Annotated in this window: 14 protein-coding genes; all 14 read right to left on the minus strand. The window is 37.9% G+C overall.

Features of this window, described 5'->3' with window-relative positions:
* Positions 1-131 precede the first annotated feature (131 nt).
* Complete coding sequence (locus G6554_RS19860) at positions 132-2,090, minus strand: ABC transporter permease (RefSeq protein WP_166245037.1); 1,959 nt, start codon at positions 2,088-2,090, stop codon at positions 132-134.
* Entirely contained in the window at positions 2,087-2,833 is a 747-nt protein-coding gene (locus tag G6554_RS19865) for an ABC transporter ATP-binding protein (RefSeq protein ID WP_278187273.1), read from the minus strand. The genes G6554_RS19860 and G6554_RS19865 overlap by 4 nt, the downstream gene beginning before the upstream one ends.
* Positions 2,834-3,157: 324 nt before the next feature.
* A complete protein-coding gene (locus tag G6554_RS19870; RefSeq protein WP_166245039.1) occupies positions 3,158-5,236 on the minus strand; it encodes a HAMP domain-containing sensor histidine kinase in 2,079 nt (692 codons plus the stop codon).
* A complete protein-coding gene (locus G6554_RS19875; RefSeq protein WP_166245041.1) occupies positions 5,211-5,897 on the minus strand; it encodes a response regulator in 687 nt (228 codons plus the stop codon). Before G6554_RS19875 ends, G6554_RS19870 begins: the two co-directional genes overlap by 26 nt.
* Positions 5,898-5,953: 56 nt before the next feature.
* Positions 5,954-6,514, minus strand: coding sequence for a class I SAM-dependent methyltransferase (locus G6554_RS19880; protein WP_166245043.1), 561 nt, complete (start codon positions 6,512-6,514; stop codon positions 5,954-5,956).
* 193 nt (positions 6,515-6,707) lie between these two features.
* The gene (locus tag G6554_RS19885) at positions 6,708-7,025 is read right to left on the minus strand and encodes a PTS sugar transporter subunit IIA (RefSeq protein WP_166245045.1); all 318 of its coding nucleotides are present in this window, start codon (positions 7,023-7,025) and stop codon (positions 6,708-6,710) included.
* Between the two features lie 91 nt (positions 7,026-7,116).
* Positions 7,117-7,434: a PTS sugar transporter subunit IIB gene (locus G6554_RS19890; protein ID WP_207627694.1), complete on the minus strand. Its 318-nt coding sequence runs from the start codon at positions 7,432-7,434 to the stop codon at positions 7,117-7,119.
* 13 nt (positions 7,435-7,447) lie between these two features.
* Complete coding sequence (locus G6554_RS19895; protein ID WP_166245047.1) at positions 7,448-8,533, minus strand: DUF871 domain-containing protein; 1,086 nt, start codon at positions 8,531-8,533, stop codon at positions 7,448-7,450.
* An 85-nt stretch (positions 8,534-8,618) separates the two neighbouring features.
* Positions 8,619-9,053, minus strand: coding sequence for a DUF3284 domain-containing protein (locus G6554_RS19900; RefSeq protein ID WP_166245049.1), 435 nt, complete (start codon positions 9,051-9,053; stop codon positions 8,619-8,621).
* A 202-nt stretch (positions 9,054-9,255) separates the two neighbouring features.
* Positions 9,256-9,480, minus strand: a complete 225-nt coding sequence (locus G6554_RS19905) for a hypothetical protein (protein ID WP_166245051.1) — start codon at positions 9,478-9,480, stop codon at positions 9,256-9,258.
* A 77-nt stretch (positions 9,481-9,557) separates the two neighbouring features.
* Positions 9,558-10,967 carry a PTS sugar transporter subunit IIC gene (locus tag G6554_RS19910; RefSeq protein WP_166245053.1) on the minus strand — a complete coding sequence of 470 codons (1,410 nt, stop codon included), beginning with the start codon at positions 10,965-10,967 and terminating at the stop codon, positions 9,558-9,560.
* Positions 10,968-11,197: 230 nt separating this feature from the next.
* Positions 11,198-12,361: an ROK family transcriptional regulator gene (locus G6554_RS19915; RefSeq protein WP_166245055.1), complete on the minus strand. Its 1,164-nt coding sequence runs from the start codon at positions 12,359-12,361 to the stop codon at positions 11,198-11,200.
* A 210-nt stretch (positions 12,362-12,571) separates the two neighbouring features.
* On the minus strand, positions 12,572-13,612 hold the full coding sequence (locus G6554_RS19920; RefSeq protein WP_347564332.1) for a sensor histidine kinase: 1,041 nt from the start codon (positions 13,610-13,612) through the stop codon (positions 12,572-12,574).
* Positions 13,609-14,283, minus strand: a complete 675-nt coding sequence (locus tag G6554_RS19925) for a response regulator transcription factor (RefSeq protein ID WP_166245057.1) — start codon at positions 14,281-14,283, stop codon at positions 13,609-13,611. The genes G6554_RS19920 and G6554_RS19925 overlap by 4 nt, the downstream gene beginning before the upstream one ends.
* Between the last annotated feature and the right edge of the window lie 19 nt (positions 14,284-14,302).

Consider the following 14,302-nt stretch of genomic DNA (forward strand, 5'->3'; position numbering starts at 1 on the left):
CTCCCAAGCTTTTAGAACCTCATATTTATACTCTGCAGAAAAAGCTCTTTTGGACATAAAAAATACTCCCCTTAAGTAGCCAGATTTTTATTTTTTAATCTGTCTACCTAAAGGGGAGCATATCAAACAACTCACCATGTGTTTTTTTCGTTGATAATTTTGTAATATATAGACGTTGATGATACGTAAAAGATGAGGTACGTTAACACATACAATCCCATGACAGAAAAGATAATCGTCGTTAAGGAAGGTAAATCTTTTATGACAAGGATGACGGAGTAGTATAAAAGAAACCAACTGTGTACCAATCCCAGTATGAGTGGCGGTAAAAAGACGAACAGCAATTGTTTCCGAATAATCTGTTTCAATTCTTTGTTGCCAACACCCATTTTTCGTAAAATCGCGTAATGTTCTCGCTCTTCTGTCGCTTCACGCAGCTGTTTAAAGTAAATGACACTTCCTAAAGCAAACAAGGCAATGACAGCAAAAAACGCCACAGAGAACAATACTAACGAGGATGATTCTGTATTAAGGGCATACTGATCGACATAAGCAGAATAATAGGCCCCTTCTGTTTTCATCACGATATCGTATATTTTTCGTGATACGTCATTGGATGTCTTCGGATCTTCTATTTTGTATATTTCATAGGAAGAAAGGGTGTGCCGATCTTTTAAGTCCGCAAAGGCTTCGTCAGAAATAACGAGTACAGAAGGCTGTGGAGCAGTATCTCCATCAGGAGTCGTTGGGATACTTAACAGCGGGTAACGTATTTTTTCGACGACTCGGAATGTATGATTTTTTAAAACAGTCATTTTGTACTTAGGACTATGATATTTAGTCGGCGCATCGATTCCTCTGGTTAAAACAATAGCTTCTTTCCCTTCTAAATCTACTTTTTCACCCACTTTACGCAAATCAATAATCGCGTTTAATTGTGACTCAGGGAAAAGGGTAAATCTCTCTGTGTAATATTCGGGATGGCTTAAAAACGTACTTCGATTTGAGACTTTTTCTGTTTGAATTCCTGTTATCGTTTCATGAGCAATTATCGGGTGGGAATCACTCATTATTTGTTCAATTTGTTTTTGAGATTGATGATCCTGCTGTGAAAAAGCAAAATGGTTCGGAAATTCCTTTTTTACAACATCTGCTTTTATTGCGTAATCTACAGCAATAAATCCAACGGAAAAGATAATAATCGCACTAAGCAGAGAATTAAACGTAAAGTTAATCGTATTTCCCCTGATAGAAAAACGAAGGGAAGAAATCCATAACATTTTGTTACCATGAAAGTAATTCTTCTTTTGAGTCATTTTTTGTAAAATCCAACCCGAGAACTGACGGAAAAATAGATATGTTCCGATGATTAATGCCACGGTTACAGCAATTAAGGTTTCATTAAAATGATCCTTCCATATGTTTGTATTGTCCGCTAGTGTAATCGTGTAATAAGACGACGCAATGAATAGGATAGACAATAGCGCCAACCCAAAAGAAAAGGTAAAAGGCTTATCCATTTTTTCCTTTGCACGAAACAATTCAACTAACTGCACCCGCCGAACATTAAAATAACTTTGAATCGTAATGATGGCGATTAATACGGCGAATAACAGGATAGTTGAGCCGATGGCTTCCAGTGGAAAGGCAAAAGAGATGTTGTCTTGGTAATGCATTAAGTTCATTAATATCGCCCCAAAAAATTTCGATAATAATCCACCGATTACTATCCCGCTGAAAACAGAAATGGCGCTTAAAAATAATGTTTCAAAAAAGACCATTGCCGCAACTTGTCTTTCTTTCATCCCGTAAAGTAAATACATGCCAAATTCTTTTTTCCGCTGCTTCATGAAAAACGAGTTAGCGTACAAAATAAAAAAGACAATAAATAAAAAGACGATCATCGAGGCAACGAAAATAACCATTTTGTAATTTTCTTTATTTTGAATGGCAGCAACAATGTCCTCGTTAAACATTAACGCAGAAAAAGTAAAGTAAATGACAACCCCGACAAGCATGGAAATGAAATAGATGGTATACAAACGGAAGTTCCGTTTCATATTCCGCCAGGATAAATCAATTAAGTTCATCGCTTGTCACTCCCTATTGCACTCTGAATCGTCAGGATCCGGTCGAAGAACTCCTTTTCCGATTGTTCTCCTTTAAACATTTCATTGACGATTTTTCCGTCACGAAGAAATATGACTCGCTGGCAGTAGCTTGCCGCATACGGATCATGGGTAATCATCACAACTGTGGTATGAAACGTTTTATTCAGTAATTGAATTTGTTCTAGCAGCTGTGTGGCAGATCTTGAATCCAGTGCACCCGTCGGCTCATCGGCAAACACAATCGCCGGATTGGTAATAATCGCCCTGGCAGCAGCCGTGCGCTGCTTTTGCCCACCGGAAATTTCTGCCGGATACTGATGTAAAATCGATTCTATATTTAACGCTTCAATTATCTTCGCTAAGCGCTGCTCCATTTCGTTGATAGGGGTTTTTTGTAATGAAAGCGGCAGGAGGATATTTTCTTTCACCGTTAAAGTATCCAGCAGGTTGTAATCTTGAAAAATAAACCCCATTCGTTTTTGGCGAAAGTCTCGTAATGCTTTCTTTCTCAAATCTAACAGGGATTGTCCTTCAATCCAAACCTCTCCGCCGTTAAAGGAATCAATAGTTGAGAGGGTATTCATTAAGGTTGTTTTCCCAGAACCGGACGGTCCCATAATGGCGGTAAATTCTCCTTGTTCAATGATCAAATCAATATTTTTTAAGACCTGTGTCTTCCCATAAGATTTCGTTAAGTTCTTTGTTTGAATCATTTTCATCATTGTTTCGTCCTCCTTCACCAACCACTATACAGACTAATTTGCCCGTCAACCATCGATATATCAATGTCTAACGTGACATTTTTGTCATGTTCTAGTGAAGTGATTTTCAACGATCTATGTTAGAACAACAGCAAGTTGGTTACAGTTATTTCCTAAATAAAGTTGCTGCTAACTTTGTTGAAAACGTTTAAGTGTAAACGCAAAAAGAACGAAAGAAGAAAACTCTCTAGGGTAGGCTAGAGAGTTTGAAAGAGCAAATGATTAATGAGGGTCAGTCTCTACCTGCGGATTAGCAGCCTGTGGACTGTCCCTAAAACTTTATTATCACTCATTACTATGCTTAGGCAAATAGATCATTGTCTTAAATAAATCCCCATCAATTTGAATGATAAATTTACCCTGTTGTATATCAATTAGGCTTTTGGCAATGGATAGCCCTAACCCGCTGCCTTGACTGGATCTGGATTCATCGCCTCTTTTAAAACGCTCCATTAGTTCATCTGCCGAAATATTTAACTCATAAGCTGAAATATTCTTGAAGGTAACAAGGATTTCGGTACCTAAATCTTCAATATTAATATAAACCCTTGACCCTCTCAGGGCATACTTAAATATATTGGATAATACGTTCTCAATAGACCTCCACACTAATTTTCCATCGGCGGCCACATAGCATTTATCATTAGGGTTGTTGAACCTAAATTCCAAATCCTGCTCTTCAATTTTTTCACTTACTTCTCCCAGCCCCTGAGTGATTAACGATACAATATCAATTTTCTCAAGATGGACCGGAATATTTCCGCTCGAAGCCTTAGCAGCATCAAATAAGTCATCCGTTAAGGTTTTAAGCCTCTTTGATTTTTGATCCAACACGGCGATATATTCTTCCATCTTGGATGGGTCCTTTTCCTTTTTCAATAAATCTACATACGTGATAATGGATGTTAACGGTGTTCGAATATCATGGGAAACGTTGGTGATCAGTTCCGTTTTTAAACGCTCACTTTTTAGTTCGTTATCTACTGCATTTTTCAACCCATCAGTAATGCTGTTAATATTGGCAGCCAGACTCGCAAACTCTCCCTTTCCATCTATATCAATGATATGATGGATTTCGCCATTTTTGATTCTCTCTACTCCATCCTTTATGGCCTTAAAGGCCTTCACTTTCTTTAAGGCGAACCAGGCAGCCACCCCTATGGTGATCGGAAACATAAAAAATGTTATAGCAATCAATAGTGGATAGCCTATAACAATCAGGACTGTCTTTACTCCAACATTTCCGCTATCGTAGACATTCCTTATAAATAGGACAATTCCTTTGATAATTTGATAAATCAGGCTATGCCTAACCAGCGTTCCATTCTTAACATGCCTTACCAATGATAGAATCAATACGAAAAAAACTACGGAAAAAAGAATCGTAATGGGAGTGACCCATTTTATGATAGTTGGAAGTCCAACAAAATCAACTATCGCAACCCAAAGCGCTATAAGTCCTACACATAACAAGAGGTTCAAATCACTATATAATTTATCGAGTGCATGAAAGTGCGCCTCTTTATCTTTAAAGGACTTTCTCCCGTTTACAAGGATCAGATAGAAAAATGTTAAGATAAATCCAGCTAGAAACCCAAGTAATCGATAGAAGTCTTTCGTAGCAGTTCCTTTATTTTCTTTCCACGCATTTATTTTCGAATGTAAGAAATCCTTAGAAAAAGCAACATAAACCTTATTGTTATCCGAGCCCATTTCATCCATTTGCATCGTAACCCAATCCAAGTATTTATTTGCTTCAATTTCTTTTGGATAGACCTCTTGATTATATCCCTCAAACACCATGTAGGATGGATAGGTTTTAAACGGTTCTTTTTCTTTCATCATACTATTTGAATATACATTTACACCATCGCTTGCATAATATACTGGATCCTTAACCTCTTGAATATTTTGCTCTAGTAAATGAAATTCTCTTACATCCTTCTTGATCAACCGATCCCTTACCTGGGCAATTTTATCGGCATTCTCCACTTTAAACTTTTCATAGTTCTCCGCTTCACTAAGATTTGGATTATAACTTTTTGAATCAACCTGAAAATTGAAATACAAGTCCTGTACTTCATTTCTTAATTCTTCCTTACTAATCGTCTCACCCTTTAAAATATATTCTTCATTTTTATACTTCAACAGACGGGTCAGATCACTCATGAGATTATCACTTTCTCTCATAAATGACTTGCTTAGGAAGTAGTTGTCTTCAAAAACCATTCCAACATCCCCATCTGCCATGTCATCTAAATCGACAATTGCTTGTATGACACCTGTAAAACAGGCAATCATGATGATAAAGACCATCAACTTTGTTATCATTGAGTGGCTAAATTTTTTCGACCTTATATCCAATTCCCCACACCACCTTTAAATATTTTGGCTCTTTCGGATTGATTTCTATTTTCTCTCTAATTTTTCTTATATGAACGGTCACGGTATTTTCCGGGCTAAAGGCTGTTTCATTCCATACCTTCTCATAAATCTCCTCGATAGAGAACACTCTACCTGCATTTGCTGTCAATAGTTTTAAAATCTTGTATTGTACTGGAGTAAGCTGAACTGCCTCTCCATCCACGGTGATCATTTTACATTCATCATCAATCATCAGCCCACCTGTTTTAAAAACATTGCTCTTGGTTTCAAGGCTTCCCAGTGTGGTATATCTCCTAAGCTGCGATTTAACCCTCGCAATTAGCTCCAAGGGATTAAAAGGTTTGGTAATATAGTCATCTGCTCCAATATTTAATCCTAATATTTTATCGTAATCCTCAGTTTTGGCGGAAAGCATAATCAGTGGTATGTTATTCTCTTCCCTAATCTTCCTAGTAGCTCTTATTCCATCCATTTTTGGCATCATAATATCCATGATCACTAGATGAATCTCCTGATGGTCGATGACATCAATTGCCTCTATTCCATTAAAAGCTTTGAAAATAGAAAAACCCTCATTTTCTAAGTAAATTCCTATTGCATCAACAATTGCTTGATCATCATCACAAACCAATATATTCACTAAATCCACCCCTAAAATAAGCTAAAATGTCATGTCACTCCCCCTATTATTCGTTTTTAACTAGTTTTTTTGCAAACATAAACAAAAGCTGGCGGGAAATTTAACGGGACATAATCAATTCTCTCAATGTGGAAGGTTTTGGAGAGTTGCTTTTTCATTTGTAAAGAATATTGAAAAGCAATGAAATAACCCCCCGGTTTTAATGAATTCAGCACTTGATTAAGTAATCTTTCACGTAGTTCCTTTGAAAAATTAAAGAAGGGTAGTCCGCTAATGACACAGTCTAATTGCTGAATATCATTGTGGCTCATTACATTTAGTAAATGAACAGCGTTCTGGTTACAAGGGTAATTCGGGAATTCTTGCTGGAGGTTCCTCCTCATTTTTTCATCCTTCTCGAACAGAAGCACAGTTGTTTTTTTAGATGCATGTGATTTTATTTCTTTTGTAATCGCACCCGTACCGGAACCAAGCTCAGCTATTGCCTCTACTTCATTCCATGCCACCGGCTGAATCATTTTTCTTGCCAAAAAACGTGAGCTTGGCCATACACTGCCGATCTCCATTGGCTTTCGTAAATAGGATTGCAAGAATAAAAAGGAATGGTGATTTTTCAAAGAATCTCTCCTCACGCACGGCTAATAGCCTTTTTGTCTGATGGGATTATCTTAATGGAAAAATCTTAGAAACTAGTGGATAGATTTCTTAAGAATTTCTTAACGTTTACTAGTTGGGGTTCAAAAGGTGGAATGCGGGGCGTTGCGCAACAAAAAAAGTAGCCGTTAAGACTACTTTTTTTGTTGCGCTTCATTACTTACCGAACTTTTTATACATTTCAATCATTTCTTTCACCAATTCACTAATTGTTTCTGTACTCATTAATTGGTCTTCGGCATGCATAAAGAGTAAGGAATATTCAACTTTGTCTCCAGCGGCCTCTTTTTGAATTAGGGAAGCGTGTACTTTATGTCCTTCAACAAAATATTTCTTTGATTCTTCTATTTTTTCTTCTGCCAGAACAAAATCCCCTTCCTTTGCTGCATACAGGGCTTCCATTACCAAACTTTTTGCTGTTCCGACATGACTAATAATTTGAAAAGCGATCATCTCTAAACGTTCATCTGCCATTTTCATTCACATCCTTCTATTCGCCTAAGAATCTTAAAAGGGAATAGTAACCGTACGTTACTACTCTTTCAATTGGAATCTCAAAGATTGATTATTTAGTATCCATTAGTTTTAAGGCCTGTTCTAACACCCTTTCACCGTTCATCAATCCATAATGTTGCATGTTGATTGAGTCAACCGGGATATTTTTTCCTTGTAGTTTTTTTTCAAATTGAGCTTGCATATAACGGACCTGTGGACCAAGTAATAGTACATCGATATTTTTCTTTCCCATCATACTATCAACCTCTGATTGCGGAACTGCGAAAATATCCGCTTCAATATTTTGGGCTTCGGCTGCTTTTTGCATTTTTGATACTAACAGACTTGTACTCATTCCGGCTGAACATACCAACATAATGGTTTTCATAGCTATTCCCCTCCTATATTGAAAGTGTAAATGTTGACCAAGGCTTGAGGTAATCTACTAAAAAGATGGAGTCCTTTTTAAGATGCCCGATGACATTCCGATTGCCCTCGTTTTCCATATCCTTTAATGCGACTTGAGTTTCGCCTTTGTATTGACCAAAATTATCATTACAAATTAAAATATCACCTTTTTTAATGGGTTCCGTATGATGGGCCGGAATACTTTCATCTTTATATTTAATCCGTGTAGAAGTTGAACGAATCATATATTCCGAGCGATCCCCTCTGTATAGATGGATCTCATCAAGAATTATTTTCCTTTCTACATCAGAAAGACTATTAATTAATTCAATTTCAAAGTTTGGATGCGCGCTAAAAAATGCTTCTGACATTGCCTTTAATTCTGCTTCAGTTGCATATGCATTACCAATTAATAAATCATCAATTGTCCCCATTAATCGATAGTGGGTAACTTGAGTCTGTACATTTAAGCCCCGATGCTGCTCTAATGTACACAAGCCCGTTTGAACAGGCCATGGTCCGAATTTACCTTCCATTGACGTAACAAAAGCTGCGGTATGAATATTGTATTTAGTAAATTGGGCTGTGGTCTCTTCAAAATGAGATTGTGATATACCAGAGTATTTTTGTGGGTAAAAGTTATGTGAGGCGCGAAAGTTTTCCATATTTGGATGGTAGCTTACGATATTTTCAATGTATTTTGTGCCGCTGCTCATATTTACTTCGATTTTCAAATGAAAGGGATTCTTTGTCATGAGAGATTCCTCAAAACCAGTAAAGCCAATATCCAAACGAATTCCTGCCGCCCCTAAATTTTTAAAAAAACTGAGTTGATCATAACTGATATTTAGTTGTTTGAATAATCCAGGATTGATATCTACGATCGTTTCCATTCCAATTGAATTGCCATATTCAAGTATTCTGTTGAATTTATTAATAACTTCTTCTGCATCTCCATCAATTTCTAATAAGCTAGTGAAAATTCTTGTGAAGCCATGTTTCCTGGCAAGATCAAGATATTCTTTATCATGTTCAAAGGTGCTTTTTTCAGGGTATATAGATAAGCCTAAATTCCCCATTTTTCCTCCTCCTATTTCAACGGAACATTTTATTTTATATAAAAGTGGTTTATTTTTCAGTTGTCAGTTTGAACTTTTTTCTTAATCACTTTCCATCGACTTCTTGTAAATAAGCCGCTTCTATTTGTTTCAGCATTTCTTTAAATCTCCTTTTTTTCAACGGAGACCAAATGATTCCGATAAATAGATCATTTACATTCTGGAGATAGCCAAAGGAGTCCATCTTTTCAATATAGTGCAATTCACAACTCTCTTCTGTAAGTGGACGAATCTGGTATGCTACTAAAAAGTCATGTTTATTACTAGTTGTTCGATATTGATAGGACGTATTTTGGGTGATTTCTTCAATCCGAATGGTGGCTTTGGCATTTTTTGAAAACGTCTTAACATATTCGAACCCTGCCAGTTGTTTTTCCGATACCTTTTTCCCCGTTTGGGAATGAATGTCCGCCAAGACTGATTTTATAATCGTCTCATAAAGAAATGCTACCGGTACTTTCATTTTTTTTACTATTTCCATCCCATTCACCTAATCTTCTTTTCTGTTTTATTTCGCTTCTTTTCCATAAAAAGGATAATAGTACCAACAATAAGAAGAAAGAGTGCCGTAGTCAAATTAAGAATATCATACTGTCCTGTTTTAGCATTTGCGCTGAATAGTAATAGGAGACAGCCAATACTAAGAAGAAATAAACCCCATTTACCCACGTTCATCATCCTTTTTATTTGGCTGGGGAAGAACGGAAATAAAGAACCGAACCCCACGGCTGTTTTTTAATGGTCAATTTCGCCAAATTTGATGCTTCCTTCAAATCTTCCGCGTTTGTTTCAAAATAAAGATTGATACCCTTTTTTTCTTTAAAAGAAAATTGAATCCCCTCCTCGTTATAATGGTTCAATAGTTCAATGATTTTGTCGTGAAATACTCCTGCACTTATTTCAATCATGTTTTCTACCCCTTTCTCCATGGGAAAGAAGGATGAGCCACTTCTCTAGGGAAGCAGCCCCCCATTTGAGAATTCATCTATACAGACTTATCAGGTCCTAAATCTGGGTCCAACTTGTTTGCGGAGATAACAAATGGAATCCAAATGACAAATGATACTAGCATGGCAACCAATGTAACAATTGGTGCACGCCAGTCCGCCCCAGTTGCCAAGAAGGATAGTAAGAATGGAGGTGTCACCCAGGTCACTTGTTGCGAAACCGGATTAACAAGTCCCCACATCGTCGCCCAGTAACCGATTGAAACAGACACAACTGGTGCAAGCAAGAATGGAATGAACATCATCGGGTTCAATACAATTGGTAAACCGAACAGGATTGGTTCGTTGATATTGAAAATACCAGGTCCTATGGACAAATTAGCAACTGTCCGATAATCTTTCCGTTTAGAAAATAGAAGAAGCGCTAAAATTAATACAATGGTTCCGCCTGAGCCGCCATACCAAGCATAGGCGTCAAATGACCCGCGAACCCACATGTATCCTTTAGAAATGACCAAATCAGCTCCGCCTTGTTGGAACAAGTTAACGTTTTCCAATTGGGCAACACCGAAGACCCCATCCAGGATTGGCGCAAGAACATTCGGTCCATGAATTCCGAAGAACCAAAACAACTGAACGAATAAAGCAACTAGGATAACTGCTCCAAACCCTTGGGACAGTCCAAGAAGCGGCTGAGCCACCGTTTTTTGCATCCATTGTAAGAAAGTCATATCTGGCACGATCTTGGAGAAAACGAAATAGAAAATACCAACTACATATAGAGCGGCAGTTGCCGGGATAATGGAGGCAAATGCTTTCGAAATGGCTGGCGGAACGGAATCCGGCAACTTGATAGTGATATCCTTCAACATCAATTTTACATATATCATAGTAGCAACAAAACCAATAATCATGGCCGTAAAGAAGAGGTTCGCGTCCAAGTTGTTTAATGGGAGCCAGCCCCATCCACCAGCTGTGATGCTATCAGCAGTTGCAGACCACCCGGCTGCATTTATGGCATCTACAGTGGTTGCATCCAATTTCAATCCAGAAATGCCACCGGAGAAAGAGAACGTAATCCCAGCAATTGAAGCCGCTGTTGACACAATTCCACCAGATAACTGATCAACTCCGTAGGCTTTGGCAAGATTATACCCCCAGGAAAATACAAAAATTAAACCGGCAATCGCAAGGGTCCCACTCCATACATATCCATTAACGGCAATAATTTCTCTAATAACTGGAATGCTGTTCCCATCGTATCCATCAAAGAATTGCGGTGGCAGATCCCGTATAAGAGCGTTAATCATAACAGCCACAGATCCCGCCATCGTTGCCGGGATTGTTCCAATAAATGCATCCCTTAAAGCAACCAGATGCTTTTGGCCCCCGATCTTACCCGCAAGTGGCAGAAAATACTTTTCCAACCATGCAATTAAAAATTGCATTGTAAAACCTCCCTATAAGGATTTTAAAAACATGTTCTAAATCCAAATACTAGGTCAAAGCAGGTTTCTTCTTTCTTAAATTCTCTTTGTTTTCCTTCCATCGCATCCCACCCTTCAAGTTTTGGTCTAAAACAGCATATGCTCGGTCTAATCATAATAAAACGTTAACCTGAAACCGTTTGCAAAAGCTCTTTTAATAAAATTATCCTTAAACTATAAAACTTGTATTCTCAGACGATATAACAATAGAACAAATCATTCAGCAATAATGCTGCCGCTCCAAGTACTGTGATGTCATCTCCTAGTTTACTTACTTCAATAATAGTTTCGTCTATCAGAGCCCGCTCACTAATTATTTGCTGTATACTCGGCAATAAAAACTCTTTGCTTTTCATAACTCCTCCGCTTAACACAATCTTATTCGGATTGGCCGTATGGATGAAATTGACAATTCCCACTCCGATTAATCTCCCGGTTTCCTCCAACGCCTGAATATATTCCCTTTTTCCTTGTTTTGCCAGACGATAGACTCCTTCTGCGGTTAAGTTTTCTGGTGCATCCGGTATAGACCTTTTTGCTCTGCGGACAATGGCTTCACCCGTAACGAAAGTTTCAAGGCACCCAATATTGCCACAGCTGCATCGTTCACCCTCTAATGAAATCGAAGCATGGCCTATTTCACCGGCCACACCGTGAGCACCGTGGATCAACTTATTGTCTTCAATCAGGCCTGATCCCACACCGCGGCCAATATTTATCACCGCAAAACGTTTGGCGACACTCTCATTTCCAAACCAATATTCGCCAAGCGTCATGGCCCGTGAATTATTTTCCACCAAGACCTGTAAGTCAGTTTGCTTCTCCAACGTTTGCTTAATTGGCACATTTAATAAACCGGAATTGACAGAGGAAAGAGAGGTACCTGTCTTAACATCGATGATCCCATGCATGGCAACACCAATCCCCAGAATCCTACCTGTATACTGTTTATTGCCCCCCACTAACTGTTCTGCCACCACTGACAAACAGGTCAAGAATTCCTCTTTGGTGATGTTTGGATAAATATCCACTTCTACACGGTCATAGATGTTGCCCACCAAATCACTAACAATCCCTTTAATCGTTTTCGAACCTGCATCCAACCCAATCACATAATATCCATCTTCTTTTAATTGAAGCAGTGTTGGCTTCCTGCCTCCTATTGACTGCCCCAGGCGGCTTTCTATCACCAAATTTTCACGAATCAATTCTTTCACTAGACTGCTTACGGTAGGTGGGGTAATGCCTGTTTCTCTTGCGATATCTGCACGGGAAATAGAACCGGACAATCGAATTTTGTTTAAAATAGTTGTTTTATTGACTGATTTCATATATTCAAATGTCCCTCGAAGCATAACGATCCTCACCTTTTCGGAATACGAAAATCTTTATAAATTTAATTAACTAAGTTTACCTTCATTATATTTCTCCTTTTTATCCTTCTATGCCAATTTTTCATGTTTTTTTAAAATTATTCCTGACATAAAAGTGGACCTTCTTCATAGGTCCTAGTTCCTTCCTGAAAAGAACAAAAAAAGAAATCCCGCTGATGGGATTTCCACTAATCAAACTGGGATGAAGATAGTAAAAGTCGTTCCCTTCTCTATTTCACTTTCAACGTAAATCGCCCCATCATGCATCTCAATGATCTTTTTCACAATAGAAAGCCCTAGACCACTCCCGCCTCTCGATCGCTCCCGTGCCTTATCCGCTTTAAAAAACCGTTCGAATATGTGGACTTGATCTTTTTTAGAAATACCAATCCCTGTATCAGATATTTTTATCATTGCCTTGCCATCAATATTTTTAAGCTGGATACGAATTTTTCCTAAATGAGGAGTAAATTTAATACTATTATGGAGTAAATTTGTCCATACTTGGCTCATTAAGTCCTCGTCCGCTAAGATGTGGACTTTCTCCAATGATACATCGATCTCTATTTCTTTTTCCATCCAATTAGGTTCACATGCCAAAATAATATTTCTGATTTGTTGGTCTAATCGATAGTTTTTCCGCTCAAATGGATGATGCTCAGATTCCAGGGATGTTAGCTTTAGCAGATTATCACTTAATTTCGATAATCGGTACGTTTCAGTTTCAATAATACTAAGATAGTGGCTTCGTTCCTCATTCGTCAATTCATCATATTGAAGGGCTTTGGCAAAACCACCTATTGACGTTAACGGGGACTGAATTTCATGAGAAACATTTGAAATAAACTCCTGTCGCATCGCTTCCATTTCCTTCAATTGCTTTGCCATATGATTGATATGATCAATTAATGTAGTGAAGGGATCCTCTCTTTTCAATGTTTGCAACTGAATATTAAAGTCCCCATTCGCAATTTTTCGCAAAGCATCGATGATTTCCTTAAAGTGGTTACGTTGCCTAGAACGAATGATTTTACCAAAACTATATCCAATACAAACAAAAATAAAAAAGCCTAGAATGGTTGTTCCTAAATACTGAATATAATGAGATAAATGCAAATGAAATTTCTGATAAAAAATAATCTTAACCAAATAGGCGATTGAAAAACTTACTATTATCGTAGTTAAAAAGATGAAAATACCAAATAAATGTCTAACAAGGCTCCGCTTCTTCACGGTTTCACCTCAAGTCGATACCCTAACCCCCATACCGTTTGAATCCGAAAAGGGACCCAGGTTTCAGGGAATCGCTCCCTCACCCTTTTAATATGGACATCCACAGTACGTTCGTCACCATCATAATCATAACCCCAAATATCTTCAATGAGCATTTCTCTAGAAAATGTCTTTCCTGGATAACTAGCTAATTTAAATAAAAGCTCAAATTCCTTCAATGGGATCGTGAATTCCTGTTCTCCATAAGACATTTCATGTGTTCTCCGATTCAGCTTGAAGCCATCTATGTTAATTATTTGTGAGACATTCAAGTTATACCTTTTTAGTAATGCTTTAACTCTCACTACTAATTCAATCGGCTCAAATGGTTTCACTAGATAATCATCTGCTCCAAGGTCAAAGCCCTTAACCTTTTGGGGCGTTTCACCCATAGCGGTTAACATTAAGATCGGAATATCACTAAAAACTCTTATCTCCCGACATAGTTCCCAACCATCCATATTGGGCATCATAATATCAATGATGACCAAATCCATCTTTGTTTTCTCCATCAATTCCAATGCCTTTAATCCGTCCGAAGCTTCGTAAAGTTCAAATCCTTCCTTTTTTAAAAAAAGAAGGACAAGCTCGCGAATGTGGGAGTCATCGTCAACGATCAGTACCTTCGTCATTTATTCTCATCCTTTCAAT

It is taken from the genome of Bacillus sp. MM2020_4 (assembly GCF_011250555.1).
In the GTDB taxonomy this organism is placed as follows: Bacteria; Bacillota; Bacilli; order Bacillales; family Cytobacillaceae; genus Neobacillus.